Annotated in this window: 26 protein-coding genes; 12 read left to right on the top strand and 14 right to left on the bottom strand. The window is 70.1% G+C overall.

The window, feature by feature from the left end; translation table 11 throughout:
• Window positions 1–87 precede the first annotated feature (87 nt).
• Window positions 88–1,581 (top strand): glycosyltransferase family 87 protein, encoded by a 1,494-nt coding sequence (locus tag ACFWVV_RS08710; RefSeq protein ID WP_384347632.1) that lies wholly within the window; start codon window positions 88–90, stop codon window positions 1,579–1,581.
• Between the two features lie 154 nt (window positions 1,582–1,735).
• Here ACFWVV_RS08710 and ACFWVV_RS08705 read toward each other — a convergent pair whose 3' ends face one another.
• The 3 genes from ACFWVV_RS08705 to ACFWVV_RS08695 all read right to left on the bottom strand — a co-directional run bounded on the left by ACFWVV_RS08705 (window position 1,736) and on the right by ACFWVV_RS08695 (window position 4,385).
• Window positions 1,736–2,767, bottom strand: coding sequence for an alanine racemase (locus ACFWVV_RS08705; protein WP_384342904.1), 1,032 nt, complete (start codon window positions 2,765–2,767; stop codon window positions 1,736–1,738).
• 62 nt (window positions 2,768–2,829) lie between these two features.
• Window positions 2,830–3,951 carry a lipid II:glycine glycyltransferase FemX gene (locus ACFWVV_RS08700; protein WP_384342906.1) on the bottom strand — a complete coding sequence of 374 codons (1,122 nt, stop codon included), beginning with the start codon at window positions 3,949–3,951 and terminating at the stop codon, window positions 2,830–2,832.
• A 119-nt stretch (window positions 3,952–4,070) separates the two neighbouring features.
• Window positions 4,071–4,385: a hypothetical protein gene (locus ACFWVV_RS08695; protein ID WP_384342908.1), complete on the bottom strand. Its 315-nt coding sequence runs from the start codon at window positions 4,383–4,385 to the stop codon at window positions 4,071–4,073.
• A gap of 266 nt (window positions 4,386–4,651) precedes the next feature.
• Between ACFWVV_RS08695 and rpsF the strand changes: the two genes are divergently transcribed.
• The 4 genes from rpsF (at window position 4,652) to rplI (ending at window position 6,367) form a co-directional block, all read left to right on the top strand.
• Window positions 4,652–4,942 carry a 30S ribosomal protein S6 gene (gene rpsF, locus ACFWVV_RS08690; protein ID WP_384342910.1) on the top strand — a complete coding sequence of 97 codons (291 nt, stop codon included), beginning with the start codon at window positions 4,652–4,654 and terminating at the stop codon, window positions 4,940–4,942.
• Between the two features lie 74 nt (window positions 4,943–5,016).
• Entirely contained in the window at window positions 5,017–5,622 is a 606-nt protein-coding gene (locus ACFWVV_RS08685) for a single-stranded DNA-binding protein (protein WP_384342912.1), read from the top strand.
• Between the two features lie 43 nt (window positions 5,623–5,665).
• Window positions 5,666–5,902 carry a 30S ribosomal protein S18 gene (gene rpsR, locus ACFWVV_RS08680; protein WP_003967857.1) on the top strand — a complete coding sequence of 79 codons (237 nt, stop codon included), beginning with the start codon at window positions 5,666–5,668 and terminating at the stop codon, window positions 5,900–5,902.
• A gap of 18 nt (window positions 5,903–5,920) precedes the next feature.
• Window positions 5,921–6,367 (top strand): 50S ribosomal protein L9, encoded by a 447-nt coding sequence (gene rplI / locus ACFWVV_RS08675; RefSeq protein WP_384342914.1) that lies wholly within the window; start codon window positions 5,921–5,923, stop codon window positions 6,365–6,367.
• A gap of 179 nt (window positions 6,368–6,546) precedes the next feature.
• Here the strand turns inward: rplI and ACFWVV_RS08670 are convergent, their stop codons facing one another.
• Window positions 6,547–7,884 carry an MATE family efflux transporter gene (locus ACFWVV_RS08670; protein ID WP_384342916.1) on the bottom strand — a complete coding sequence of 446 codons (1,338 nt, stop codon included), beginning with the start codon at window positions 7,882–7,884 and terminating at the stop codon, window positions 6,547–6,549.
• Between the two features lie 465 nt (window positions 7,885–8,349).
• Here ACFWVV_RS08670 and dnaB point away from each other — a divergent pair, with 465 nt between their 5' ends.
• Entirely contained in the window at window positions 8,350–9,810 is a 1,461-nt protein-coding gene (gene dnaB, locus ACFWVV_RS08665) for a replicative DNA helicase (protein WP_384343583.1), read from the top strand.
• Between the two features lie 94 nt (window positions 9,811–9,904).
• Here the strand turns inward: dnaB and ACFWVV_RS08660 are convergent, their stop codons facing one another.
• Window positions 9,905–10,177 carry a hypothetical protein gene (locus ACFWVV_RS08660; RefSeq protein ID WP_384342918.1) on the bottom strand — a complete coding sequence of 91 codons (273 nt, stop codon included), beginning with the start codon at window positions 10,175–10,177 and terminating at the stop codon, window positions 9,905–9,907.
• A 189-nt stretch (window positions 10,178–10,366) separates the two neighbouring features.
• Between ACFWVV_RS08660 and ACFWVV_RS08655 the strand changes: the two genes are divergently transcribed.
• Window positions 10,367–11,800, top strand: a complete 1,434-nt coding sequence (locus tag ACFWVV_RS08655) for a serine hydrolase domain-containing protein (protein ID WP_384342919.1) — start codon at window positions 10,367–10,369, stop codon at window positions 11,798–11,800.
• Window positions 11,801–12,199: 399 nt separating this feature from the next.
• On the opposite strand, the gene ACFWVV_RS08650 is transcribed toward ACFWVV_RS08655, so the two are convergent.
• From ACFWVV_RS08650 to ACFWVV_RS08635, 4 genes are all read right to left on the bottom strand, one after another.
• The gene (locus tag ACFWVV_RS08650) at window positions 12,200–13,375 is read right to left on the bottom strand and encodes a winged helix DNA-binding domain-containing protein (RefSeq protein WP_384342921.1); all 1,176 of its coding nucleotides are present in this window, start codon (window positions 13,373–13,375) and stop codon (window positions 12,200–12,202) included.
• 420 nt (window positions 13,376–13,795) lie between these two features.
• Window positions 13,796–14,191 (bottom strand): GNAT family N-acetyltransferase, encoded by a 396-nt coding sequence (locus ACFWVV_RS08645; RefSeq protein ID WP_384343586.1) that lies wholly within the window; start codon window positions 14,189–14,191, stop codon window positions 13,796–13,798.
• A gap of 216 nt (window positions 14,192–14,407) precedes the next feature.
• Window positions 14,408–14,866 (bottom strand): MarR family winged helix-turn-helix transcriptional regulator, encoded by a 459-nt coding sequence (locus ACFWVV_RS08640; RefSeq protein WP_384342923.1) that lies wholly within the window; start codon window positions 14,864–14,866, stop codon window positions 14,408–14,410.
• Window positions 14,867–15,066: 200 nt separating this feature from the next.
• On the bottom strand, window positions 15,067–15,948 hold the full coding sequence (locus ACFWVV_RS08635) for a GNAT family N-acetyltransferase (protein WP_384342925.1): 882 nt from the start codon (window positions 15,946–15,948) through the stop codon (window positions 15,067–15,069).
• A 484-nt stretch (window positions 15,949–16,432) separates the two neighbouring features.
• On the opposite strand from ACFWVV_RS08635, the gene ACFWVV_RS08630 reads away from it, so the two are divergent.
• Entirely contained in the window at window positions 16,433–17,755 is a 1,323-nt protein-coding gene (locus ACFWVV_RS08630) for a globin domain-containing protein (RefSeq protein ID WP_384342927.1), read from the top strand.
• Window positions 17,756–17,777: 22 nt separating this feature from the next.
• Here the strand turns inward: ACFWVV_RS08630 and ACFWVV_RS08625 are convergent, their stop codons facing one another.
• The 4 genes from ACFWVV_RS08625 to ACFWVV_RS08610 all read right to left on the bottom strand — a co-directional run bounded on the left by ACFWVV_RS08625 (window position 17,778) and on the right by ACFWVV_RS08610 (window position 21,052).
• Window positions 17,778–18,269: an NUDIX domain-containing protein gene (locus ACFWVV_RS08625; RefSeq protein WP_384342929.1), complete on the bottom strand. Its 492-nt coding sequence runs from the start codon at window positions 18,267–18,269 to the stop codon at window positions 17,778–17,780.
• Window positions 18,270–18,339: 70 nt separating this feature from the next.
• On the bottom strand, window positions 18,340–19,236 hold the full coding sequence (locus tag ACFWVV_RS08620; protein ID WP_384342931.1) for a LysR family transcriptional regulator: 897 nt from the start codon (window positions 19,234–19,236) through the stop codon (window positions 18,340–18,342).
• A gap of 285 nt (window positions 19,237–19,521) precedes the next feature.
• On the bottom strand, window positions 19,522–20,667 hold the full coding sequence (locus ACFWVV_RS08615; protein WP_384342933.1) for a cystathionine gamma-lyase: 1,146 nt from the start codon (window positions 20,665–20,667) through the stop codon (window positions 19,522–19,524).
• Between the two features lie 4 nt (window positions 20,668–20,671).
• Entirely contained in the window at window positions 20,672–21,052 is a 381-nt protein-coding gene (locus ACFWVV_RS08610; RefSeq protein ID WP_384342935.1) for a phage holin family protein, read from the bottom strand.
• 72 nt (window positions 21,053–21,124) lie between these two features.
• On the opposite strand from ACFWVV_RS08610, the gene ACFWVV_RS08605 reads away from it, so the two are divergent.
• From ACFWVV_RS08605 to ACFWVV_RS08590, 4 genes are all read left to right on the top strand, one after another.
• The gene (locus tag ACFWVV_RS08605) at window positions 21,125–21,442 is read left to right on the top strand and encodes a cupin domain-containing protein (protein ID WP_384342937.1); all 318 of its coding nucleotides are present in this window, start codon (window positions 21,125–21,127) and stop codon (window positions 21,440–21,442) included.
• Between the two features lie 197 nt (window positions 21,443–21,639).
• Window positions 21,640–21,876, top strand: coding sequence for a DUF5326 family protein (locus ACFWVV_RS08600; protein WP_384342938.1), 237 nt, complete (start codon window positions 21,640–21,642; stop codon window positions 21,874–21,876).
• A gap of 249 nt (window positions 21,877–22,125) precedes the next feature.
• Entirely contained in the window at window positions 22,126–23,061 is a 936-nt protein-coding gene (locus ACFWVV_RS08595; RefSeq protein WP_384342940.1) for an IclR family transcriptional regulator, read from the top strand.
• 98 nt (window positions 23,062–23,159) lie between these two features.
• Window positions 23,160–23,594 carry an SsgA family sporulation/cell division regulator gene (locus tag ACFWVV_RS08590; protein ID WP_384342942.1) on the top strand — a complete coding sequence of 145 codons (435 nt, stop codon included), beginning with the start codon at window positions 23,160–23,162 and terminating at the stop codon, window positions 23,592–23,594.
• Window positions 23,595–23,706: 112 nt separating this feature from the next.
• Here the strand turns inward: ACFWVV_RS08590 and ACFWVV_RS08585 are convergent, their stop codons facing one another.
• On the bottom strand, window positions 23,707–25,206 hold the full coding sequence (locus ACFWVV_RS08585) for a YibE/F family protein (protein ID WP_384342944.1): 1,500 nt from the start codon (window positions 25,204–25,206) through the stop codon (window positions 23,707–23,709).

Raw genomic sequence — 25,206 nt, 5'->3', positions numbered from 1 at the left:
TGCGGCGGCCCTCCTCGTGCGCCCACTACGCCGCGTGTGAAGCCGGTTGTGGCGGCGCCCCCGCCGGGCACAGGCCCGTACGGCAGGATGTCCCGCATGACGAGCGTGCACGAGGACCGGCCCGTACCCCCCACGAGGCAGGACGAAATCGCCGCCGCGGGCAGCGAGCTGATCGGGGGTCCCATCGGCCGGTGGGCTCGGACGGGCGGCAGCCGGCTGACTCCCGTACGGGTCGTCGCACTCGTGATGATCGGCATGTTCGCCCTCGGCATGGTGCAGAAGCTGCCCTGCTACAACTGGGCCTGGTTCCAGGGAGCCAGCTCCCAGTACACCCACGCCTGCTACTCCGACATCCCGCACCTCTTCGTCGGCCGCGGCTTCTCCGAGAACCTGGTGCCCTACTTCGACCGGCTCCAGGGCGACATGAACTTCCTCGAGTACCCGGTGCTCACCGGGTTGTTCATGGAAGTCGCCTCCTGGCTGACCCCCACGGACGGCACCCTGCAATACCGCGAACAGATCTACTGGCTCGTCAACTGCGGCATGCTGATGGCCTGCGCCGTCGTGATCGCCGTCTGTGTCGCCCGCACCCACCGCAGGCGCCCCTGGGACGGCCTGCTCGTCGCCCTCGCCCCGGCCTTCGCGCTCACCGCGACCATCAACTGGGACCTGCTCGCCATCGCCTTGACCGCTGCGGGGATGCTGATGTGGTCACGCGGCAGGAGCCTCGCCTTCGGCATCCTCATCGGGCTCGCGACCGCCGCCAAGCTGTACCCCGTGCTGCTCCTCGGGCCCCTGTTCCTCCTCTGCTGGCGGGCCGGGCGATGGCGGGAGCTCGGGGCGGCGGTACTCGGTACCGCCGGCTCATGGCTGCTGGTGAACCTGCCGGTCATGCTGCTCGCGCCCGAAGGCTGGAAGAAGTTCTACACCTTCAGCCAGGAACGCCAGGTCGACTTCGGCTCCTTCTGGCTGATCATCACCCAGCGAACCGGCCACTCGTTCAAGGTCGAGGACGTCAACTCCTACGCCACGCTGCTGATGGTCCTGATGTGCGCCGGCATCGGCTGGCTCACCCTCGCCGCACCGCGCCGGCCGCGCTTCGCCCAGCTCGCGTTCCTGGTCGTTGCCGCCTTCATCCTCACCAACAAGGTGTACTCCCCCCAGTACGTCCTGTGGCTCGTCCCCCTTGCCGCCCTGGCCCTCCCCCGCTGGCGGCACTTCCTCGTCTGGCAGGCCTGCGAGGTCATGTACTTCCTCGGGATCTGGATGTACCTCGCCTACACCACCAGCGGCGACAAGCACCAGGGACTGCCCGGCGACGGCTATCACCTCGCCATTGCCCTGCACCTGCTGGGCACCCTGTACCTCTGCGCCGTCATCGTCCGCGACATCCTGCTGCCGGAACGGGACGTCGTACGGCGCGACGGCTCCGACGATCCGTCCGGCGGAGTGCTCGACAGGGCCCCGGACGTCTTCGCGCTCGGTGCCACGGCACGGGCGCCCCGGCACGCCGCCCAGCAGGTCCAGGGGCCCCGCGTCCAGTGGGGCACCGCGCAGGGCGGCAGTGCCGTGGCGGACTGAGCCCTGCGGGCCACTCCTCTCGGGACTGGAACGCGCCCCTCGGAACGGGGGAGGGCCGCCCGCACTGTCCGTGCGGGCGGCCCTCCCCCGTTCTCACCCCGTTCTCTGTGTTTCACGTGAAACGAGGCGGCCGTTTCACGTGAAACACGACGCTCTAACGGTCCACCAACCGGTCGAACTGAGTGGTGGTGTGCCGCAGGTGAGCCACCAGCTCCTCGCCCACCTTCGGCTCCTGCGCATCCGAGGGCACGAACAGGATCGACACCTGCATGTGCGGAGGCTCCGCGAACCACCGCTGCTTGCCCGCCCACACGAACGGCGCCAGATTGCGGTTCACCGTGGCCAGACCGGCCCGGGCGACCCCCTTGGCCCGTGGCATCATCCCGTGCAGCGCCTTCGGCGCCTCCAGGCCCACCCCGTGCGACGTACCGCCCGCGACGACCACCAGCCAACCGTCCGAGGCCACCTTCTGCTGGCGGTAGCCGAACCGGTCGCCCTTGGACACCTGTGTCACATCGAGCACCGCTCCGCGGTACTCCGTCGCCTCGTGGTCACCCAGCCACAGCCGGGTGCCGATCCGCGCGCGGAACCGGGTCTGCGGGAACTGCTGCTGGAGCCGTGCGAGTTCCTCGGCTTTGAGGTGGCTGACGAACATGGTGTGCAGCGGCAGACGGGCCGCCCGCAGCCGGTCCATCCATGCGATGACCTCTTCGACCGCGTCGGACCCGTCCGTGCGGTCCAGCGGCAGGTGCAGCGCGAAGCCTTCCAGCCGTACGTCCTCGATGGCCGCGTGCAGCTGGGCGAGTTCGGCCTCCTTCACCCCGTGCCGCTTCATCGAGCTCATGCACTCGATGACGACGCGGGCGCCCACGAGCGCGTGCACCCCGTCCACGGAGGACACCGAACGGATCACCCGGTCCGGCAGCGGAACCGGCTCCTCACCCCGCCGGAACGGGGTGAGCACCAGCAGGTCCCCGCTGAACCAGTCCTTGATGCGGGCCGCTTCGTAGGTCGTCCCCACCGCGAGGATGTCCGACCCGAAGCGGGTGACCTCCTCGGCGAGGCGCTCGTGGCCGAAGCCGTAGCCATTGCCCTTGCAGACCGGAACCAGGCCCGGGAACTGCTCGATCACGGCCTTCTGGTGCGCCCGCCAGCGCGCGGTGTCGACGTAGAGAGTGAGCGCCATGAGCCGGTCCGGAACCTTTCCCGTTGCTGCCGTATGTGGATGGAGAAGACGTGCGCCCGAGGTCAGCGGCGCGACATGTAGATGTCCAGCGCCTTGTGGAGCAGTTTGTTGAGCGGGAAGTCCCACTCGCCGAGGTACTCGGCGGCCTCGCCACCCGTGCCCACCTTGAACTGGATGAGACCGAAGAGATGGTCCGTCTCGTCCAGGGAGTCGGAAATGCCGCGCAGGTCGTAGACCGAGGCGCCCATGGCGTAAGAGTCACGGAGCATCCGCCACTGCATCGCGTTCGACGGGCGGACCTCGCGGCCGATGTTGTCGGAGGCACCGTAGGAGTACCAGACGTGGCCGCCGACCACGAGCATTGTCGCGGCGGACAGGTTCACCCCGTTGTGCCGGGCGAAGTACAGCCGCATCCGGTTGGGGTCCTCGGTGTTGAGGGCCGACCACATGCGCTGGAAGTACTCCAGCGGGCGCGGGCGGAAATGGTCGCGGACCGCGGTGATCTCGTAGAGCCGCTGCCACTCCGCCAGGTCGCCGTACCCGCCCTGGACGACCTCGACGCCGGCCTTCTCAGCCTTCTTGATGTTGCGCCGCCACAGCTGGTTGAAGCCCTTGTGGACCTCCTCCAGCGACCGGTTGGCCAGCGGTACCTGGAAGACGTAACGCGGCTGGACGTCACCGAAACCGGCGCCGCCGTCCTCGCCCTGCTGCCAGCCCATCTTGCGCAGCCGGTCCGCGACTTCGAAGGCACGCGGCTCGATGTGCGAGGCCTCGACGTCGCGCAACCGCTTCACATCGGGGTCCTGGATACCGGACTTGATGGCGGCCGCGTTCCAGCGGCGGATGACCACGGGGGGGCCCATCTTCACCGAGAACGCACCCTGCTGCTTCAGGTGCGCCAGCATCGGCTGGAGCCAGTCGTCCAGATTCGGGGCGTACCAGTTGATCACCGGGCCCTCGGGAAGGTACGCCAAGTAGCGCTTGATCTTGGGGAGTTGGCGGTAGAGCACCAGGCCGGCGCCGACCAGTTCGCCGGTCCTGTCGAACCAGCCCAGGCTCTCCGAGCGCCACTCCGCCTTCACGTCGGCCCATGCCGGGACCTGCATGTGGCTCGCCGCGGGCAGGCTCTGGATGTAGGCCAGATGCTGCTCTCGGCTGATGGTCCTCAGGGTCAGGCTCGTCATGCGGGGCACTCCTCGGCAGCTGTGTCCCCATGGGGTCAGGGGCTCCGGCTCTCGCGCCGAAGCCTACTGCGCCGAAGGAGCGCCCCGTCTGGCCGTGCGGGGCCGGGGCAGCGCCGCGGTCAGCCCAGGACGCCGCCGAACAGTCCGCCGTGCGCCATCCCGAGGAAGAAGCCGACGGCGGAGGCGCCCAGACCGACGATGATGACGAACCGCTCGCGGGTGGTCGCGGACACGAACATTCCGTAGCCGCCGGTGAGGATCCCGACCAGCCCCGCCCAGGAACTCAGCAGGTGGAGGTCGTGGAACATCGCCGTGACGAGCGCCAGCACGCCCAGGACCAGCGTCACCGCCATCAGCGTGTCCTGGAGCGGGTGGGGCTTACCGTCGGTCGCGAAGAGAGAGATGGACGAATCACGTCGCATGGCCTGTGCCATGAGGCACCTCCTGGCAGAAGGCGGCGCACTGTAGCGCCGCTCACACCCCGATGAGTACAGATTGCGGCCCCTCCCGGCCCGATTTCAACCGGAAGCCTCTCTACGGGTACTCTGGACGGTCTGCACCGGTGTCCCCCCTGCCAGAAAACGATCCGTGGGCTTCTCCCGCGGGATTGTCAGTGGCAGTGGATACCGTTGCGTACGCATCACGACCCTCCTGCCACGGAACGACCGTGGCCGCTGAGTCCAAAGGAGGTGGGTTCCACATGCGTCACTACGAAGTGATGGTCATCCTCGACCCCGATCTCGAGGAGCGCGCAGTCGCCCCCATGATCGAGAACTTCCTCTCCGTCGTCCGTGAGGGCAACGGAAAGGTCGAGAAGGTCGACACCTGGGGCCGTCGTCGTCTGTCCTACGAGATCAAGAAGAAGCCCGAGGGCATCTACTCGGTCATCGACCTGCAGGCCGAGCCTGCGGTCGTCAAGGAGCTCGACCGACAGATGAACCTGAACGAGTCGGTCCTCCGGACCAAGGTCCTCCGCCCCGAGACCCACTGAACTTCGGTTCAGCGGTAATCGGGCCCGAGTAGCACCACAGCAGCCAGCAGCAATCCCCGCCGAGAGGTTCACCCATGGCAGGCGAGACCGTCATCACGGTCGTCGGCAATCTCGTCGACGACCCCGAGCTGCGCTTCACCCCGTCCGGTGCGGCGGTCGCGAAGTTCCGTGTCGCGTCCACTCCCCGCATCTTCGACAAGCAGACCAATGAGTGGAAGGACGGCGATGGCCTGTTCCTCACCTGCTCGGTCTGGCGTCAGGCGGCGGAGAACGTCGCGGAGTCGCTCCAGCGAGGCATGCGCGTCATCGTGCAGGGCCGGCTGAAGCAGCGGTCCTACGAAGACCGTGAGGGCATCAAGCGCACGGTCTACGAGCTGGACGTCGAGGAAGTCGGCCCCAGCCTCAAGACCGCCACGGCCAAGGTCTCCAAGACCACCGGTCGCGGCGGCCAGGGTGGGTACGGCGGCGGTGGCGGTCAGCAGCAGGGTGGCGGCGGCAACTGGGGCGGCGGCTCCGGTGGCGGCCAGCAGGGCGGCGGAGCACCCTCCGACGACCCCTGGGCCTCCAGCGCGCCGGCCGGTGGACAGCCGCAGCAGGGCGGGGGTGGCTGGGGTGGAAACTCCGGCGGCTCCGGCAACTCCGGCAGCGGCGGTGGCTACTCGGACGAGCCGCCCTTCTAGGGCAGCTCGAACTCCCACTTCTTGATCACACAGGAGAAACACCATGGCGAAGCCGCCTGTGCGCAAGCCTAAGAAGAAGGTCTGCGCGTTCTGCAAGGACAAGACCCAGTACGTGGACTACAAGGACACGAACATGCTGCGGAAGTTCATTTCCGACCGTGGCAAGATCCGTGCCCGCCGCGTCACCGGCAACTGCACGCAGCACCAGCGTGACGTCGCCACGGCTGTCAAGAACAGCCGTGAGATGGCGCTGCTGCCCTACACGTCCACCGCGCGATAAGGGAAGGGTGACCGACAGATGAAGATCATCCTGACCCACGAGGTCTCCGGCCTCGGTACCGCTGGCGACGTCGTCGACGTCAAGGACGGTTACGCTCGCAACTACCTGGTTCCGCGTGGCTTCGCGCTCCGCTGGACCAAGGGTGGCGAGAAGGACGTGGCGCAGATCCGCCGCGCCCGCAAGATCCACGAGATCGCGACCATCGAGCAGGCCAACGAGGTCAAGGCCAAGCTCGAGGGTACGAAGGTCGTTCTGGCTGTTCGCTCCGGCGACGCCGGCCGTCTCTTCGGCTCCGTGACCCCGGCCGACGTCGCTTCCGCGATCGTCTCCGCCGGTGGCCCGAAGGTCGACAAGCGCCGCGTTGAGCTCAGCGCCCCGATCAAGACCCTCGGTTCGCACCAGGTCTCCGTGCGCCTGCACGACGACGTGGCCGCGAAGCTCGGCGTCGAGGTCGTTGCTGCCTGAGTGCAGCACACCACCTCTGCTTGAGCAGGTCTGAGCAGAAAGAAGGGCCGCACCCCTCGGGGTGCGGCCCTTCTCGCGATCCTGGGTAGTGCTTCGCGTGCACGCTCCCAGGAAGTGCTCCACGTTCCTCGCGAAAGGCATGTTTCACGTGAAACATGGCCCTCGAACGCCGAGGGGTCTCAGCGGGTGGCGCCCGTGACGATCCAGCGGCCCGAGCGGGTCCGCCACCACAGGGTGGCCATCCGGACGGTCATCATCAGCGTCATCGCCCACCACAGTGCGGTCAGACCACCGCCCAGGGCGGGTACGAGTAGCGCTACGGGAGCGAAGACCGCGAGTGTGGCGATCATGGCCCAGGCCAGGTAGCGGCCGTCGCCCGCGCCCATCAGGACCCCGTCGAGCACGAAGACGACCCCAGAGACCGGCTGGCTGACGGCGACCACCAGGAGCGCGGGCAGCAGGGTGTCCCGCACCGCCTGGTCGCTGGTGAAGAGCGGCACGAAGAGGGGGCGGGAGAGCGCGATCAGGATGCCGAGCACCACTCCGGCGGCGATGCCCCACTCGACCATGCGACGGCAGACGGCACGGGCACCCTCCTTGTCCCCGGCGCCCAGATAGCGACCGATGATCGACTGCCCGGCGATGGCGATGGCGTCCAGGGCGAATGCCATCAGCGTCCACAGGGTGAGGATGATCTGGTGGGCCGCGAGGTCGGCGTCCCCGAGGCGGGCCGCGACCGCGGTAGCGGTCATCAGCACCGCGCGCAGGGACAGCGTGCGGACGAGGAGGGGAGCGCCGGCCCGGGCCGAGGCCCGTATTCCGGCGGCGTCGGGGCGCAGCGAGGCGCTGTGGCGGCGGGCCCCCCGGACGACCACCACGAGGTAGACGGCGGCCATCGCCCACTGCGCGGCCACGGTGCCCCAGGCGGAACCGGCGATGCCCAGGTCGAATCCGTATACCAGGAGCACGTTGAGCACGCCGTTCGCGACGAAGCCGCCGATGGCCACGTACAGCGGGGTCCTGGTGTCCTGGAGGCCGCGCAGGACACCGGTGGCTGCCAGGACGACGAGCATGGCGGGGATGCCGAGACTGGAGATCCGAAGGTAGGTGATGGCGTACGGGGCGGCCGTGTCGGAGGCGCCGAAGAGGTCGATGAGACCGGGGGCGGTGGGCAGGACCGCTGCGATCACCAGGGCACCGAGGAGCAGGGCGAGCCAGATTCCGTCCATGCCCTGGCGGATGGCCGCGGCCATCTCCCCGGCGCCGACGCGGCGGGAGACGGCCGCGGTGGTGGCGTAGGCGAGGAAGACGAAGACGCTGACGGCGGTGGTGAGCAGCGCCGAGGCGATGCTGAGTCCGGCGAGCTGCGGGGTGCCGAGGTGGCCCACGATGGCGCTGTCGGCCATCAGGAAGAGGGGTTCGGCGACGAGTGCGCCGAAGGCGGGGAGCGCGAGCGCGAGAATCTCACGGTCGTGCCGACGGCGGCCTGGTTTCGTTGCCGCGGGAGCCTGGGTCATGCGCTCAACCTAATCTTCCACAGGTAAGAGATGCAATGGGTCTAGGACCCTTACGGATGGCCGTTTTCGGAGTCAGTGCGTGGGCTGTTTGCAGCGATCTTGCGCCCGGGGGGAAAGTTTTTCTCCCCCACAGCCGGTGGATGGCGTTTCCGCAGGTCAGGGGCGTTGCGTGGGAAGGTCTGTGAACTTGTCCACAGCACTGTCCCCCGTTCCGTGCACAGGTTCTGGGGAGTTCTCCACAGCAACGGGCGAGTTGCTCACAGACCCTGTGGATAACCAGATTGGCTGACGGTGCCCGCGGGCCTACCGTGGACCGGCGCCCGCCCTGTCTTCCCGTCCCACTTGTTGTGCCGGAAGCGGAAGTCGGGCGTCTCATTTGTCAGAGCCGTGCCGTAAGAAAGAGTGGCACAGCGAGGTCCGCGGAGCGGACGGGAGGAGGTGGGCCCGGTGACGATTTCCGAGCCCTTGGACGACCCCTGGGCCGACAGCGGTCCGGGTGACCGTCTGCCCGCCCGTAAGCGTGGTGGCGACGGCCGGGGGCGTGACGACCGGCACGACCGCGGCTCCGACAGCGGTGGCTGGGACGGCGGCGGAGGGGGTGGCTTCGAGCGCGTACCGCCGCAGGACCTGGACGCGGAGCAGTCCGTGCTCGGCGGCATGCTGCTCTCGAAGGACGCCATCGCCGACGTCGTCGAGGTGCTCAAGGGCCACGACTTCTACAAGCCCGCCCACGAGACCGTCTTCCTGGCGATCCTCGATCTGTACGCGAAGGGCGAGCCCGCCGACCCGATCACGGTCAGCGCCGAACTGACCAAGCGCGGTGAGATCACCAAGGTCGGCGGCGCCCCGTACCTGCACACGCTGGTGCAGTCGGTGCCCACGGCGGCCAACGCCGAGTACTACGCGGAGATCGTTCACGAACGGGCGGTGCTGCGTCGTCTCGTCGAGGCCGGTACGAAGATCACGCAGATGGGATACGCGGGCGACGGCGACGTCGACGAGATCGTCAACTCCGCGCAGGCCGAGATCTACGCCGTCACCGAGCAGCGCACCTCGGAGGACTACGCCCCGCTCGGCGACATCATGGAGGGTGCGCTCGACGAGATCGAGGCGATCGGCTCCCGCAGCGGGCAGATGTCCGGCGTACCGACCGGCTTCACCGACCTGGACTCGCTGACCAACGGCCTGCACCCGGGCCAGATGATCGTCATCGCGGCCCGGCCCGCCATGGGCAAGTCGACCCTCGCTCTGGACTTCGCCCGCGCCTGTTCGATCCAGAACAACATGGCCAGCGTGATCTTCTCGCTCGAAATGGGCCGCAATGAGATCGCGATGCGTCTGCTGTCTGCGGAGGCGCGGGTCGCCCTGCACCACATGCGCTCCGGCTCAATGACGGACGACGACTGGACGCGGCTGGCCCGCCGGATGCCCGATGTGTCCGCGGCCCCTCTGTTCATCGACGACTCGCCCAACCTGTCGATGATGGAGATCCGCGCCAAGTGCCGACGGCTCAAGCAGCGGCAGGACATCAAGCTCGTGATCATCGACTACCTGCAGCTGATGCAGGCCGGTGGCTCCAAGCGCAGCGAGAGCCGCCAGCAGGAAGTCTCGGACATGTCGCGAAACCTGAAGCTGCTGGCGAAGGAGCTTGAGGTACCGGTGATCGCGCTGTCCCAGCTGAACCGTGGCCCCGAGCAGCGCACCGACAAGAAGCCGATGGTCTCCGACCTGCGTGAATCCGGCTCGATCGAGCAGGACGCGGACATGGTGATCCTGCTGCACCGCGAGGACGCCTACGAGAAGGAGTCACCGAGGGCCGGCGAGGCGGACATCATTGTCGGCAAGCACCGTAACGGTCCGACAGCGACGATCACCGTGGCCTTCCAGGGCCACTACTCGCGCTTCGTGGACATGGCACAGACCTGACCCGGCGGAGGGCGGGCGTCCTACGGGCAGGGCTAGGCCTGCGGGCTTGATGACGGGTACGTCGCGGGCCAACTCGCGGAATTCCACGCTGTAGTCACGTAGTAGGGGCCGCGCGCCCGGGGTGTCCTGGGGCGCCCTGGCAGGCGGCCGTCATGTGCCGAGCGTCGGCGGCCCGCGCCCGCCGCATCCCGTGCACGAGCAGCGCGCGTGCCAGTCCTTGGCGGCGGTAGTCGTCCGCTGCGCTCGGCACCACTGCGCGTTCGAGGCCGGCCAACGTGATCTCGTACCAGTCGATCACCTCGTCGACCAGTTCGGCGTGGTCGGGGTGGATCCGGTAGGTGAGGTGGGCGCCGGAGATGTCCTTCACCGACCCGTCGCTGACGTCACCTGACGGGGCAGTTGGGCCCGGCCCGGCCCCACGCCACCGGGTCCGCGCCGGAGAGCCACAGTCGGCGGACCCAGCTCGGTGGGCGGGGCGCCGGATGGTGGGCGCGCTCCGTACTCGGGCGAGCGCAATCAGCTCGACGAGGTGGGTCCCAGGAGGTAGTTGTGGCACATGGTTTCTTCTGCGAACGCATTGTCCGACCACCCCGACGTACCTCCTCTGCTGCCCAGCACCCGCCGGGCCCTGTTGCACCGGATCGCCGTCGCCCAGTCCGAGGGCCGGACACCGTCGCTGAGCGCGGCGGTGCGACGGGAGGGGCGGGTGGTGTGGAGCGGCGAGCGGGGGGCCTCGTCCGAGGGGCAGCAGGCCGGCTCCGAGACGCAGTACCGGATCGGTTCCATCACGAAGCCCTTCACCGCGGTGCTGGTGATGCGCATGAGGGACGAGGGGCTGCTGGATCTCGCGGACCCGCTGGAGAAGCACCTGCCGGGTACCGGCGTCGGCGATGTCACCCTTTTCCAGCTCCTCGGTCACACCGCGGGCCTGGCAGCGGAGACCCCTGGACCGTGGTGGGAGCGCACCCCCGGTGACCTGCGCCCCGAGTTGGCCGACGTACTGGGCGACGTACACGGCCAAGAGGCGCGTCCGCACCCGTCCGGACGGGTGCATCACTATTCCAACCCCGGTTACACGCTGCTCGGTTCACTCGTCGAAGCGGTGCGTGGTGTGCCGTGGGCGGATGCGGTGCGGGAGGAGATCACCGGGCCGCTGGGGCTGACGCGGACGAGCGCTCAGCCGCAGGCGCCGTACGCGGAGGGGTGGGCGGTGCACCCGTGGGCGGATGTACTGCTTCCGGAACCGGTGGTGGATCTGGGGCTGATGGCCCCCGCGGGGCAGTTGTGGTCGACGGTCGGCGACCTGTGCCGCTTCGGAGCCTTCCTGGCGGAGGGCGACGACCGGGTGCTGAGTGCCGAATCGGTACGGGAGATGAGGGCCCCGGCCGGGCCGCTCGGCAGCGGGGAATGGGGAGCGACCTTCGGGCTCGGGGTTCAGGTGCTGCACGTGGGCGGGCGTGAGCTGGTGGGCCACGGCGGCTCGCTGCCGGGGTTCGTGGCCGGGATGTGGGCGAGCGTGACGGACGGCGTGGTCGCGGCGGTGCTGGCCAATGCGACGTCAGGGGTGCCGGTGGGGCGAGTGACGGCGGAGCTCGTGGGGATCGTCGCGGAGGCCGAGCCTCGCATTCCGGAGGAGTGGCGGCCGCTGCCTGACGGTGAGCTGGACAGGGAGCTGCTGGAGCTGACCGGGGCCTGGTACTGGGGCACGACCGCCTACGGCTTGCGGCTGCTGCCCGGGCGCGAGCTCTCGCTGGAGCCGTTGAGCGGTGGCGCGGGCCGGGGTTCGCGGTTCCGGGTGCGACCGGACGGGACATGGGTCGGGCGCGACGGGTACTACGCGGGGGAGACGCTGCGGGTGGTGCGTCGGCCGGAAGGCGGGGCGGTCAGTCACCTCGACCTCGGATCCTTCGTCTTCACACGGCAGACTTACGACCCGGAGGCTCCGGTTCCGGGGGGTGTGGACGAGCGGGGGTGGCGCGGGGTCGTCTGAGGTCCGGCGAGGTCGGTTGGTGGATCGGGGGACCGGGGGGCTCGGGGATCGCGACGGTTCTCGGACCGCGGTTCGCCATTCGCGGGTCGGGAGTGGCGGTTGGCGGTTCGCGAGGTAGAGCTTGCGTTCTGGGGCGGGTGCGGTCGGTCGGTTCGGACGGTGCCGTGCAGGTCGTGCGGGCCGGTCAGGGCGGGTGCGGTCGGTCGTGATCGGACGGTGCCGTGCAGGCTGTGCGGGCTGTGCGGGCCGTGCGGGCTGTTCGGACCGGTCAGGGAGGGAAGTTGTGGTCCGCCGGGTCGCCGGGGCGCCCGGCCGCCGGGTCCGCCCACTGCCCGCCCACCCGACCGATCGGGGGGCGCGGTTTCGTGCCAACGAGTTCCGCTTTCGCCGGTTCGGTGATCAGGTGGCGGACAGCTCGCGCTCCAATGGCGTGCGGAACCGAGGCGTGACCCGGGCCCCGGCCACCCATGTGCTGAGGCGGGCCGCTTCCGCTTCGATTGCCGGGGCGGCTTCGGTGCCCCGGTCGGCCAGCAGGCGCCAGATGATCTCGCCGTTCGGGCGCTGCGCCCAGCCGCCGACGATCTCGCCTTGCCACCACACCGTCGGACCGATGTTGCCCGACCGGTCGAAGAGGGGTGTGCGGAGTTCCGGATCGAGCTGGAAGTCTCGGTCGGCCCAGCCCATGGCACTCGGATCGAGGCCAGGGAGGAGCGCCGCCCAGGGTTCCGTTTCGGGCTCGGGTCCGGTGTCACCCGGTGCGACATGGGCCGGGCGGCCGTCCTCAAGGCGCACCTCTTCGGCGGTGCACGCCAACAGGGCCTTGCGTACGTCCGCGAGACTCCAGCCCGTCCACCACTTCAGGTCGGCCTCGGTGGCGGGCCCGTACGACAGCAGCCACCGGCGGGCCAGTTCCGCTTTCGCTTCGGCGGCGGGCAGTTCGGGCCAGGGCTCGGCCGCCGTCCAGCGGAACTGGCTGGAGGTCCAGGAGCCGCGCGGGCGGTCGCGGCGGATGTGGCCCTCGGCGGCCAGCACGCGCAGTACGCGCGAGGCAACACCCTGGACGGTCTCCCACTTCTTGCCGGGGAAGACGGTGATCTTGGTCTGGAGGGCTGCCGAAGCGGCGGAGAGTTCGCTGCCGGATGCGCTGCCGTGCTGCGCGAGCAGGGTGTGCACCTCGGCTTCGGCGTCGGCCAGCCAGTCGGCGTCCAGTCCGCCACCGTCCTCGGCGAAGTGCTTCAGGAGGGTCTTGCGCTCCTTGGCTGCAATCGCACGGGCTGTGGATGCGTCGACGTAGGGGGCGAGTTCCCGGGAGACGGCGAAGAGGGTGTTGCGCATGGACAGCAGACGGACGAGGGCGACGTCCTCGTACATCTCGCGCTCCAGGGCCGCCGGGGACGAGGAGGTTGTCCGGGCCGCAGTCGAGAGGAAGACGGTGGCGGCGTCGGAGGCGTGGAGGGCCACCAGCGCGTCGGCGACAGCGGCAGCGGTGGTGACGCGTGTGGCGGGGGTCAGGAGATGGCGGCGGGCGAGTCGGCTGCGGCGTTCCTGGATGGTGAGGGTGGGACGGGGCGGCACGGGCGGACTCCTGGTGTGCGAGGGCGGAGGGACGGGAGCGGAGGTGCGTGCGGCCTGGGGGCGGAGGGACGGGAGCGGAGACGCGTGCGGCTCGGGTGGGGGGCGATCGTGCGGTGTCACCGAAATGGAGGCCCGGGCTACTCAGGCGGAGCCCGGGTGCGCCTGCTCGGGCGGGGCACGCTGGGGCGGGGGGCTGCTCCACCGAGGCCAGGCGGGGCCCGCTCCACCGGGGCCCGGTGGACGGCGGCAGGTGACCACACCACCGGGGCCCGGTGCACAGCGAAAGGTAACCACTCCGCCCCTGGCGTGGAGGGTCGCACGGCTTCGCCGGGTGGCGCCCCAGCTCGCGTTCCCCCATGCGCCGGGCCTGCGTAGGATCGCGGGCGCTTTCGGGTCCCCCGGCCGCCCGGGCGAGCGGCGTCAGAGCGCCAGCTTGAAGCCGACGTGGGAGGGGGTGAAGCCGAGGCGTTCGTAGAAGCGGTGGGCGTCCTTGCGGGTGGCGTCGGAGGTCAGCTGCACCAACTGGCACCCGTGGGCGCGGGATTCCTCGACGGCCCACTCGATGAAGCGGGTGCCGAGGCCGCTGCCGCGCTCGTCGGCGTGCACGCGCACGGCCTCGATGATCGAGCGGGTGGCGCCCTTGCGGGACAGGCCGGGGACGAACGTCAGTTGAAGCGTGCCGACGACGCGGCCGGCGCGTTCCGCCACGACCAGCCGCTGGTTGGGGTCGGCGTCGAGCCGCCTGAGGGCGTCGCGGTACGGCGCGAGGTCGTCGGGGGACTCGCGCTGGGCGCCGAGCGGGTCGTCGGCGAGCATCGCCACGATCGCGGGCAGGTCACCCTCGGCCGTCGGGCGTATGACGAGGGCGTCGGCTGTGGGGCCCGCCTGGGGATCCGCCCGGACATCTGCCGGAGCATCCGAGGGAGCGGACGGAACATCCGGGGGAGTGGACGGGGCGTCCGTAGCGGCGGGGGTGCCGTGCGGGGTGGCCGACGGGCCGTTCGTAGCGGTCATGACCGCAGATTACGCAGCTCAGGCGGGTGTGCGCAGTTCTTTCACGGTGCGTACCAGGGGGGCGAGTTCGGGGTTCTCGGCAGCGGCGGCGAGCGCTTCGCGCAGGGCGGCGTCATGAGTCGGGCGGGCTTGCGTGAGGAGGACCTGTCCGGCGTCGGTGACGTCCGTGTAGATGCCGCGCCGGTCGGTGTCGCAGAGGTAGCGGGTGAGCAGTCCGCGGTCCTCCAGGCGCGTGACCAGGCGGGTGGTCGCGCTCTGGCTGAGGAGTACGGCCTCGGCGACCTGGCGCATCTGGAGGTGGCCGCCGGGTCCGTTGTGCTGGCGGCTGAGGACGTCGAGAAGGGAGTACTCGCGGACGCTGAGGTCGTGGCGGGCCTGCAGCGCCTTCTCGATGTGCGTCTCGATGCGGCTGTGCAGGAGCGACAGGGCGCACCAGCCCTGGGCGAGGGCGGTGAGTGCCGGATCGGTCGCGGTCATCGGTTCTCTCCTCGTCCCCGTCTCCGGCGTGCGGAGCAAATGGTCCCGCGGTCTGCGGAGCGGCCAGTCAGGCTGTGCCTGGTCTCCAGGATAGGCGACGAGCGCAATATCCCGCGCCTGCAATTAGTCGCCCGTTCCGGGCCCACCGCTCGTGGTGCGCGGCCCCGGCTGCGAGGCGGGGACCGCTTCCGGTCGGGGCCTCAGCCCGCCGCGGTCGCCAGCGGAGCGAAGCGGCGACGGGGATCCCCCGGCAGGGCGGAGGCGCCGTACGACATGGTGGCGCTGGAGGAGACCCTGGCGAGCCCTCCGGCCCGCAGCCAGTCGCTCAGCTCGGCGTGGCGGGTGTCGATGTCGATGCGCAGCGGATGGCCGGTGTCGTCGGCGAGGGAGGCGACCAGGGCCTTTGCGGTATCAGTGTCGCGGGCGATCAACGGGCCTACGGTGTCGACGTCCCGTTCGGGCCAGAGGGCCGCGTAGCCCAGCAGTCCGTCCTTGTCCTCGGCCACGCGGATCCGGTCGGCGAAGGCGGGCAGCCTCGCGATCATGGCGGTGCGGTCGTGGCCGAACACCTTGGTGTCCAGGCGGATGATCGCCGCGAGGTCGTCGGGAGTGGCAGGGCGGGTGGCGACCGAGGCCGACGGACCGGAAGGGCGGAAGTGTCCCCGGAACGTGTCGGACCGGCCCGCGACGGTGAAGCCGAGCCGTCCGTAGAACCCGTCGCTGGATGCGGGTGCATACAGGGCGACGTAGGCCCTGCCCGCCTGGGCCAGGGCGTGCCGGGCCATGCGGCTGCCGAGGCCGCGGCGCTCGTGGCGCGGCGAGACGAGGAGCATGCCCAGCACCGCGTACGAGGGAGCGTGCGGGGCTTCGAGCCCGTAGGCGGTGAGGGTGCAGGCGGCGAGGAGTCGCTTTCCTTCTGGGACGTCCGGGGCGTCGATGCCGTACCCGGTGCCGGCGGTGAGCAGCAGACTCCAGGTGCGCTCGGTACGTGGCCGACCGTGTTCCTCGCTGAGGTCTGCACAGGCGGCGAGGTCCCGCAGGGTGAGGCGACGGACGGGAAGTTCGGCGAGCGGCGAGGGCATGGTGGCCAGGCTGTCGGATGCGGAGATCGTTCGTCCACCGTTTTACCGGAACCCGTTTCACGTGAAACATCGCCGCTGAAGTCGGCCCGTACACCAGGTGAACGCAGTCGCCGTGCGTGGTGAATCGGCTCGGCCCGCCGCGGCCAATGGGGGCGCAACCCTCCTTTGCCGGGTGTTTCACGAGAAACATCACAGCCTGCTCCGAGTGCGGGCCCGGGGGAATGGTGCCCGCGTTCCAGGGAAGGCGCTCCCGGGCCGCAGGGCCACAGGCGGGGTGCAGGCATGGGCGGAAGGCAGCCTAGAGGGAAGGAGAGACCGGAAACCCGGACTTCCCGGTCTTCGGCCAATTCGAGGTACGGACTGACACGCTGCGACGACGGGAGCTGCGGCCGAGAAGCAGTCCGAGGTCGACGCGCGCAGCCTTTCCGCCTTGTTCTCAATGAGGGAGTAGCGCGACCACATGACGTTCGAGGCGAGGCACGGAATGGATGCTCCGAATACCACCGCCGTACCGGCCGGCCCCCGTGGCACGGCGGTCGGTGACGGCCAGGGCGGCCCGACGGGAAGCAGCCGCAGCGGCGGTACGGCAGATCCGGTGAGCAGAGCCGGCGACGGGGCCCCCATGGACATGGGGTTGCCCGCAGCGGCTCCCGCGCCCCCCGAACCCTCTCCGGACGCGCTGCGGGTGCGCCGCACGCTGGCCGAGCTCGAACCGGTTGCGGACCGGGCGACCTCGTACTTCTACGCGCTGTTGTTCACCCGGTATCCGGGCCTGCGCGAGATGTTCCCGCCCGCGATGGACACCCAGCGGGACCGGTTGTTCAAGGCGCTGCTCACTGCGGCGGAGCACATGGACAACCCCAGGGTGCTGACCGAGTACCTGAAGAACCTCGGAGCAGGGCACCGCAAGTACGGCACCCAGGCCGCCCACTACCCGGCCGTCGGCGAGGCCCTCATCGGGGCGCTCGCCCGGTACGCCCCGGTGACCTGGGACCAGGAGGCCGAGGACGCGTGGGTGCGTACGTACCGGGCGATCTCGCAGATCATGATCGACGCCGCGGCGGAGAGCGAACTGCGCTCCCCTGCCTGGTGGCACGCCGAGGTGGTGGCGCACGACCTGCGTACCCCCGACATCGCGGTCGTCACCCTGCGCCCGGACCAGCCGTACCCGTTCCTGGCAGGTCAGTACACGAGCCTGGAGACACCGTGGTGGCCGCGGATCTGGCGGCACTACTCCTTCGCCGCGGCCCCCCGGGCGGACGGTCTGCTCACCCTGCACGTGAAGGCGGTTCCGGCGGGCTGGGTGTCGAACGCGCTGGTGCACCGGGCCAGACCGGGGGACGTACTGCGGCTGGGACCGCCGGCCGGGTCAATGACGGTCGACCACACCACGGACAGCGGGCTGCTGTGCATCGGCGGCGGCACCGGCATCGCGCCCATCAAGGCGCTGGTGGAGGATGTCGCCGAGCACGGAGAGCGGCGCCCGGTCGAGGTGTTCTACGGGGCCCGTACCGACTTCGACCTGTACGACATCGACACCATGCTGCGCCTGCAGAAGTCGCACTCCTGGCTGTCGGTGCGGCCGGTGATCGACGACCGTGCGCAATTCCCCGACGCGGTACGCGAGTTCGGCCCGTGGAACGCGTACGACGCCTACCTGTCGGGACCGCCCGGCATGATCCGTAGTGGACTCGACGCGCTGCGGACGGCCGGTATACCGGGCGACCGGATACGCCACGACGCGGTCGAGGAGCTCGTGGTCGCGGGGGGCCAGGGGCCGGACCGACGGGTCCCGAGCGGGCGTTAGCCCGGGCAGTGGCCGGTGGCCGCTAGCCCAGGTCCGGAGCCAGGAGTGCCCGCACGCCCTCGATGTTTCCGTCGAGGTAGTGGCGCAGTGACAGCGGCACGAGGTGGACGGCCGCGATACCGACCCTGCTGAAGGGCACCCGGACGATCTCGTATTCGCCGAGCGGGTCGTCGACCTCGGGCCCGTGCCGCAGGGCGGGGTCCATGGACTCAAGTCGGCAGACGAAGAAGTGCTGCACCTTGACCCCGGCGACGGCCCCCTCTCCGGCGTCGCCCGCGGTCTGCTCGACGGTGTCGACGAAGCAGGGCACCACATCGGTGACCTTCGCTCCGAGCTCCTCGTCCACCTCCCGGTGCAGGGCGTCGACGACAGAGCTGTCCCCGGGCTCCACTCCCCCGCCCGGGGTCACCCAGTACGGGTCGACGCCGGGCTTGGTGCGCTTGATGAGGACGAGGTGGTCGCCGTCGAGGAGGACGGCGCGTGCGGTGCGCTTGACCACGGGACGTTCGGTCATGGCAATAACGTGGCCCGCCAGGGCCCCTCCGAAACTCCCGCGCCCCGGTTGTCCCCCGGCGAGGGGGCGTTCAGCACCAGTCCCCCGCGGCACGCAGCAGCCATTCGTGTGCCCGCGCGATGTGCGGATGCGCGAGTGTGCCGGCGCGCACCGCCAGGAAATAGGTGCGCAGGGGAGGCACTGCCGGCTCGTGGAGCGCCACCACCTCGCCGGCCGCGAGCTCGTCCTCGCACAGGTACCGGGGCAGGACCGCCAGGCCCGCACCCGCGGCGGTGGCCTTGAGTACGGCGCGCAGATCGGGAACGATGACGGTGCCGGCCGCCGCGGGCGGGGTGTCGAAGACGGCGGCCCAGTAACGGGCGACGAGCGGCAGGCTCTCGTGCACCTCGACCACCGGGAGCTGTTCCAGTACGACGGCCCCCTTGTCGGCGAGCAGTTCCGGGGTGAGGTGCTTGGCCCAGCGCGGTGCGGCCACCAGGACGTGCTCCTCGTCGCACAGAGCGGTGGCAGTCAGCAGCCCGCCCCGCGGGCGGTCGGTGGTGAGGGCGAGGTCGTGATGGCCCGCGGCGAGCCCCTCCAAGGTTTCCTCGGAGCTGCCGAAGGACACCCGCAGCGCCAGTCCCTGGGCGGTGAGCGGGGACAGCGCGGGCAGGGCGCGCAGAGAGGTGAACTCCGGCGGGCCCGCCAGGTGCAGGGTGCGCACGCCGGAGTTGTCGTCGAGTCCGCGCTCGGTGATCTCGACAAGGGCGTCCAGGTGGGGTGCGGCCCGGTGGGCGAGCTCGTCACCGATGGCGGTGGGGGTGACGCCCCGGGCCCGGCGCAGGAACAGCGGACGGCCCAGCTGCCGCTCCAGGGTGCGTATCTGGCCGGTCACGGCGGGCTGGGACAGCCCCAGGAGCGCGGCGGCCCGGGTGAAGGAGCCGGCCCGGTGGACCGTGACGAAGGTGCGCAGCAGGGCCAGGTCCATGTCATGCCTTCCGCGTTGCGCGGTGCTCGGCCGTCGGGTGGTGAGGACGGATGGCTGTTCCGTCTCGTCCCGCCGTCCAGGCACCGTGGTCCGGTCCCCGCCGGTGTGCCCGAAGACGCAGTATAAATATGTCGATAGGTCTCTGTCGCTAGCGTGATTGGACACTGACGCAGAGTCAACTAGCCTTGTGCAGGCGGTTCTTCGCGCGCAGAACCGGGACGGTCCGAGCCACGAGGGGGGAGGTTCGGACCGTCCGTCCTGCACACCACAGTTACGCGCAGCTACTTAATTGGCTGCCGCATCGAGTGCCCGCAGGACGTCGACGATCAGGTCCTCGACGTCCTCCGCGCCCACCGAGAAGCGGATGAACCCCTCGGGTACGGCGTCCCCGCCCCACCGTCCGCGTCGCTCGGCCGTGGAACGCACTCCGCCGAAACTCGTGGCGTCGTCGACCAGCCGCAGCGCGGCCAGGAACCTCTCGGCGAAGTCCTTGTCGGGCAACGTGAAGGACACCACGCAGCCGAACCGCCGCATCTGCCGCGAGGCGACGGGGTATGCGGCGTCCTCGGGGAGCCCGGGGTAGCGCAGCCCACTCACCCGCGGGTGGCTGCGCAGAGCGGTGGCCAGGGCCAGTGCGCTCGCGCCCTGCCGGTCGGCCCGCAGCTGGAGCGTGGCCAGGGAGCGGTGCGCGAGCCACGCCTCCATCGGACCGGGGATCGCCCCCACGACCTTGCGCCATCGCCGTACCGACGCCGCCCGCTCGGCGTCCCGGCACGTCACGTACCCGAGCAGAATGTCGCCGTGCCCGGTCAGCCCCTTGGTGCCGCTGGCCACCGAGAAGTCGGCGCCCAGGTCGAGGGGGCGCTGTCCGAGCGGGGTGGCCAGGGTGTTGTCGACGGCGACCAGGGCCCCCGCCTCGTGGGCGGCGTCGACGAGTCGGCGGATGTCGCACACGTCGAGCCCCGGGTTGGAGGGGGACTCGATCCACAGGAGCTTCGCGCCGGCCAGCTCGGCGATCTGCGCGTCGCCCGCGGTGGGCGCGGTCCGCACTCGTACCCCGTATGCCTCCAGCTGTTCCCGTACGAGCGGCAGTGCCTGATAGCCGTCGTCGGGGAGGACCACCGTGTCGCCGGTCCGCGCCTGCGAGAGCAGTACCGCGGAGACGGCGGCCATGCCGGACGCGAAGACCGTGGTGTGTGCCGGGCCTTCGGGGGTTCCGTCCGGTGCCTCCAGCTCGCCGATGGCGCGCTCGAGATGGGTCCAGGTGGGGTTCTCGTCGCGGCCGTAGGTGTACGGGCCCGTGGGTTCGCCGGGCAGGTGGAAGTGCGCGGCGAAGACCGGGCCGGGGAGGGTCGGCTCGTACGCGACGGCATCGGGCAGACCGGCGCGCACCGCCCGGGTGCCGTCGCCGTCCTCGTCGGATATCGGCATCGGATCAGTCCTTTCCGTCGGGCAGTACCAGGTTGAGCGCCCAGGAGACGATGCTGATGATCAGGGCGCCGATGACGGCCGTCCAGAATCCCTCGACGTGGAAGGCCAGGTCGAACGTGTCGGCCAGCCACGACGTGAGCAGCAGCATCAGGGCGTTCACCACCAGTGTGAACAGGCCGAGGGTGAGCACGAACAGCGGGAAGGACAACAGCCGCACCACCGGCTTGACGAGCACGTTCACCAGTCCGAAGAGAAGGGCGACGACGATGAGCGTGCCCACCTTGTGGCCGGTGTCGGCACCGGTGAGCTTGATGTCGTCGACCAGCCACACGGCCACCCAGAGGGCCACCGCGTTGGCGATCGTCTTGACTAGCAAATTCATCATGTGTCTGATCGTGGCAGACATGATCGGTGTCAGGCAGGCAGGACACTGGCACCCCTTGAGGAGCGGACGGGCATGAAGGCATTCCGACTGGACGAGCTGGAGGCGGAACGCGCCGCCAACGACGGCGCGTATCTGCAGTTCCTCAAGGAACGGAACATGTCCGCCGGCCTGTACGCGCTCGGTGCGGGCGAGAGCGACCCGCAGCAGCCGCACCACGAGGACGAGATCTACTTCGTCGTGAGCGGCCGGGCGGCGATCACCGTCGGCACGGAGACGACACAGGTCGCGCGCGGCAGTGTGGTGTACGTACCGGCGGGCGTGCCGCACAAGTTCCACCACATCTCGGAGGACCTGCGGGTCCTGGTGGTGTTCTCCCCGCCGGAGAGCTGAACGGGCCCTCCCCGGCCGGCGGCGTCCCCCGACGGTTTCACGTGAAACACCCCGGGTTCCCTAGGGGGTGGATCAGGGGTCTTCAAGGGCTGCGAGCCCCCTGCCGGGGGTGGTTCCCCGCCTAGCATCGAAGCCAGGGAAACCAAGGGACCCACCGCCGCACCGGGCAGGGCCCGGACCGAGGGAGAGGCAAGACAATGGCTGCACGGGAGATGTTCACGGGCCTGCCGGGCTGGGTGAAGTGGGTCGCGATTCCGGCCCTCGTCCTGCTGGTGTTCGGCGGCACGATCCTGGCCGCGATCGGCACGCTGATCGGCCTGCTGTTCAAGCTGCTGCTGCTCGTCGCCCTGGTGGGCGGTCTGATCTACGTCGTACGGCGGTTCCTGCCGTCCTCCTCCAGCTCCCCGGGCAGTTCCTCCTCGCGCGACTGGTGAGCTCGCGCGACCGCTGGGGAGGTACCCCGGGCGCACGGTGCCGCGGTCCCTCCAGGGGGTGCGACCTGACCCGCCCCGGCCGCGGGGCGGGTCAGCAGCCCGTACGGGCATTAGCCCGCCGGGGGGAACCTGACACGTGAAAACAACTGAGCCCCCGGGCACGGCAGTTAGGGTGAAAAACCGCTGCCGCCACCCGGGACTCCCGCTTTCCGGCGGCGGCACTGCCCCTCGGGACCCCGGGAGTGCCCCATGGCCACGGCCCAGCCCACCGCACGAGCCACCGCTCGCCCGGCCACCCCACCCACCCGCCGCACCACCCCCTCGGCAGCACGAGCAGCCGTTGTGCCGACCCCGGCACAACCGCCGGCCTCGGCACAACCGCCCGCACAGGCGCAACCGCCCGCGCCGGCACATCCGCCCGCCCCCGCCGACGGCCCCGCACCCACCCTGATCGGATCCGTGCAGCGCGCCCTGCGTCTGCTGGAGGCCGTCAGCGCGCACCCCGACGGCGCGCCCGCCAAGCAGCTCGCCCGCGAGGCCGGGCTGCCGCTGCCCACCGCGTACCACCTGCTGCGCACCCTGACCCACGAGGGATATCTCCGTCGTGAGCAGGGTGTTTTCGTGCTCGGTGCGGCCGCGAGCCGCCTCGGGTGCGCAGGGGCCGGGCAACTCCGCCGCGACGTGGTCGTCGAAACCATGGAGCGCTGGCGCGACACGCTCGGCGTGGCCGTGTACTTCGCCGTCTATCGCGAGGGCGAGATCGAACTGGCGGCCCTCGCCGAGAGCACCGATATTCCCGCGGTCGGGGAGTGGGCGGACTTCCGCGAGACTGCGCACGCCCATGTGATCGGCCAGTGCCTGCTGTCCCAGCTGGACACCCGCTCCCGCCTCGACCACCTCGCCAGGCACCCCGTCGAAGCGATCACTCCCTTCACCGTGCGGGACGACACGGCCCTGCTGGAACGGCTCGCCGCGGTGGAGCGGATGCAGACGATGTGGGAGAGCGAGGAGTACGCGCTCGGCACGGTCTGCGCGGGGATTCCCCTCACCATCGGACAGACGGCCGCCGTGATGGCCGTATCCGTACCCCTCGCGCACGAAGCCAGGCTCGGGCCGGCGGTCGAACGGCTGCGCTATGAAATCAGCGAGGTGGTCCGTTCGCTCATGTTCTCTATCAGTATCTGAAAACTCACTCCTTGTGATCTGTTACTGCTTCCAGCACGATGGCGTCAAGAGGGCCGAAAGCGATTGTTTCGGCCACTTCATCTACGGCAGGGTTGGCGATGCGCGAGTCGGTTCAGGCAGAGGTGATGATGAGCTTCCTCGTCTCGGAGGAGCTCTCCTTTCGTATTCCGGTGGAGCTCATGTACGAGGCGAAGGACCCGTACGCGATTCGCCTGACCTTCCATCTGCCCGGTGATGCCCCTGTGACCTGGGCTTTCGGGCGTGAGCTGCTGGTGGACGGGATCAACGAGCCCTGTGGCGAAGGCGATGTGCACATCTCGCCGAGCGACCCGGACGAGCTGGCCGACGTCCACATCCGGCTCCAGGTGGGCGGCGACCGCGCGCTGTTCAGAGCGAGCGCGGCACCGCTCGTGGCGTTCCTGGACCGTACGGACAAGCTCGTGGCACTCGGCCAGGAGCACACGCAGAGTGACTATGCCGGGTGCCTGGAAAGCGAGCTGGGCCGCATCCTCGCCGAGGAGAACGCCGGTTGAAGTGCGGCCCGGAATAGGCTGGTTCGCGAGGTTTATGGCACGCACGTGACCCCGCGGGAGACCGGCGGGCGGTGCGTCGGGGGCGGTGGCCGGGATCCTTCCGGCCACCGCCTCAGGTCTTCCTGCGGCGCCCGCGCCCGGTCCGTACCGGCGGCGCGACCACGGATGACCCGGAACCGGATGACCCGGAACCGGAGGCCGCCGGGCCGGAGGTCCCCGGACCTGACGCCGCCGGACCGGAAGCGCCCCGGCCGGATGTCCCGGGGCCAAAGGGCCGCAGCCGGGATCCGCCCCGACCGGGTCCCGAGCGGTCCGCCGAGACGACCAGGGCGGCGAGCGCCGTCGTCACCGGCACCGAGGCGACCAGGCCGATGGAGCCGACGAGGGTCCGGACGATCTCCTCGGCGATCAGCTCGCTGTTGGCGACCGTACCCACGCTGCTCTGGGCGATGGAGAAGAGCAGCAGCAGCGGAAGGGCGGCGCCCGCATAGGCCAGGACCAGGGTGTTCACCACGGAGGCGATGTGGTCGCGGCCGATCCGGATGGCCGCCCGGTAGAGGGCGCGCGGGCCCATCCTGGGGTCGGCCTGGTGCAGTTCCCAGACGGCCGAGGTCTGGGTGACGGTCACGTCGTCGAGTACGCCGAGCGAGCCGATGATGACGCCGGCCAGGAGCAGACCGCTCATGTCGATCGACGGGTAGAGGCTGTGGATCAGGCCCGTGTTGTCGTCGATGTTGCCGGACAGGAACGCCCAGCCGATGAAGAGCGAACCGAGCAGCCCGATCAGCAGCAGCGAGATGAGCGTGCCGATGACGGCCACGGAGGTCCGGGCGTTCAGCCCGTGGCAGGCGTAGAGCGCGATCAGCATGATGGCGCTTGCCCCGACCACCGCCACGACCAGCGGATTCGACCCCTGGAGGATGGCGGGCAGGATGAACAGGGTCAGCACCGCGAACGAGGCGACAAGCGCAATCAGCGCCATCACCCCCTTCATCCGGCCGACGAGCACCACGGCCAGGGCGAAGATGCCGGCGAGCAGAGCGAGCGGAAGCTTCCGGTCCACATCGGTCACCGAGTACTGGAGTTCGCGGGGCGCGTCGGGGGCGTACGCGACCACCACACCCTGACCTTCCTGCAACTGCCGTGAGGCGTCCGGCTGGACGATCTCGGTGAAGGTGCGCCCCTTGTCCGACCCCGAGGCGACCTCGATCGTCGCCTTCTTGCAGCTACCCCGGGACGGCCGTCCGGAGGGGTCGTCCGTACCGGGAGGGGCGGTCTGCGGGGGCTGCTGGGCGACATTGGCGTCCTTGCAGTCGATCTCGTCCACCTGGACGACCCGGCCCTGCTGGGTCTGCCGGTCGAAACCGACCCCGGTGCGCTCGTGGGCGGGTGCGCCCCCCGGCCACAGCACGGCGAGCCCGACGAGGACGGCCGTGGCGAACGGAATCAGCACCGCCGCGATCACCTTGCGCAGATGCTTGGAGACGGGGAGGGACGGGCCGTGGCCATGGCTGTGACCGTGGCCGTGGCCCGGCGCGGGAGCGGGTGGGGTCGGGGGGCCCTGAGGCGTCGGCGGGGGCGTCGGCTGCGGGGGCGGCTGTGGTGGGGTCAC

Source organism: Streptomyces sp. NPDC058663 (assembly GCF_042716745.1).
Lineage (GTDB): Bacteria > Actinomycetota > Actinomycetes > Streptomycetales > Streptomycetaceae > Streptomyces.
Note: the sequence above shows the minus strand (reverse complement) of the source record. Positions and strands in the feature narration are given on the sequence as shown.

Bases quoted from the DNA above. Each gene is read 5' to 3' on its own strand.
- ACFWVV_RS08620 (WP_384342931.1), bottom strand. From the start codon at position 19,236: ATGGACCTGGCCCTGCTGCGCACCTTCGTCACGGTCCACCGGGCCGGC.
- ACFWVV_RS08590 (WP_384342942.1), top strand. From the start codon at position 23,160: ATGCGCGAGTCGGTTCAGGCAGAGGTGATGATGAGCTTCCTCGTCTCG.
- ACFWVV_RS08635 (WP_384342925.1), bottom strand. From the start codon at position 15,948: ATGCCCTCGCCGCTCGCCGAACTTCCCGTCCGTCGCCTCACCCTGCGG.
- ACFWVV_RS08605 (WP_384342937.1), top strand. From the start codon at position 21,125: ATGAAGGCATTCCGACTGGACGAGCTGGAGGCGGAACGCGCCGCCAAC.
- ACFWVV_RS08670 (WP_384342916.1), bottom strand. From the start codon at position 7,884: ATGACCCAGGCTCCCGCGGCAACGAAACCAGGCCGCCGTCGGCACGAC.
- ACFWVV_RS08600 (WP_384342938.1), top strand. From the start codon at position 21,640: ATGGCTGCACGGGAGATGTTCACGGGCCTGCCGGGCTGGGTGAAGTGG.
- ACFWVV_RS08595 (WP_384342940.1), top strand. From the start codon at position 22,126: ATGGCCACGGCCCAGCCCACCGCACGAGCCACCGCTCGCCCGGCCACC.
- ACFWVV_RS08655 (WP_384342919.1), top strand. From the start codon at position 10,367: ATGGTTTCTTCTGCGAACGCATTGTCCGACCACCCCGACGTACCTCCT.
- rpsF (WP_384342910.1), top strand. From the start codon at position 4,652: ATGCGTCACTACGAAGTGATGGTCATCCTCGACCCCGATCTCGAGGAG.
- ACFWVV_RS08630 (WP_384342927.1), top strand. From the start codon at position 16,433: ATGGATGCTCCGAATACCACCGCCGTACCGGCCGGCCCCCGTGGCACG.
- ACFWVV_RS08695 (WP_384342908.1), bottom strand. From the start codon at position 4,385: ATGGCACAGGCCATGCGACGTGATTCGTCCATCTCTCTCTTCGCGACC.
- rpsR (WP_003967857.1), top strand. From the start codon at position 5,666: ATGGCGAAGCCGCCTGTGCGCAAGCCTAAGAAGAAGGTCTGCGCGTTC.
- ACFWVV_RS08685 (WP_384342912.1), top strand. From the start codon at position 5,017: ATGGCAGGCGAGACCGTCATCACGGTCGTCGGCAATCTCGTCGACGAC.
- ACFWVV_RS08625 (WP_384342929.1), bottom strand. From the start codon at position 18,269: ATGACCGAACGTCCCGTGGTCAAGCGCACCGCACGCGCCGTCCTCCTC.
- rplI (WP_384342914.1), top strand. From the start codon at position 5,921: ATGAAGATCATCCTGACCCACGAGGTCTCCGGCCTCGGTACCGCTGGC.
- ACFWVV_RS08710 (WP_384347632.1), top strand. From the start codon at position 88: ATGTCCCGCATGACGAGCGTGCACGAGGACCGGCCCGTACCCCCCACG.
- ACFWVV_RS08640 (WP_384342923.1), bottom strand. From the start codon at position 14,866: ATGACCGCGACCGATCCGGCACTCACCGCCCTCGCCCAGGGCTGGTGC.
- ACFWVV_RS08615 (WP_384342933.1), bottom strand. From the start codon at position 20,667: ATGCCGATATCCGACGAGGACGGCGACGGCACCCGGGCGGTGCGCGCC.
- ACFWVV_RS08645 (WP_384343586.1), bottom strand. From the start codon at position 14,191: ATGCTCGCCGACGACCCGCTCGGCGCCCAGCGCGAGTCCCCCGACGAC.
- ACFWVV_RS08705 (WP_384342904.1), bottom strand. From the start codon at position 2,767: ATGGCGCTCACTCTCTACGTCGACACCGCGCGCTGGCGGGCGCACCAG.
- ACFWVV_RS08610 (WP_384342935.1), bottom strand. From the start codon at position 21,052: ATGATGAATTTGCTAGTCAAGACGATCGCCAACGCGGTGGCCCTCTGG.
- ACFWVV_RS08700 (WP_384342906.1), bottom strand. From the start codon at position 3,951: ATGACGAGCCTGACCCTGAGGACCATCAGCCGAGAGCAGCATCTGGCC.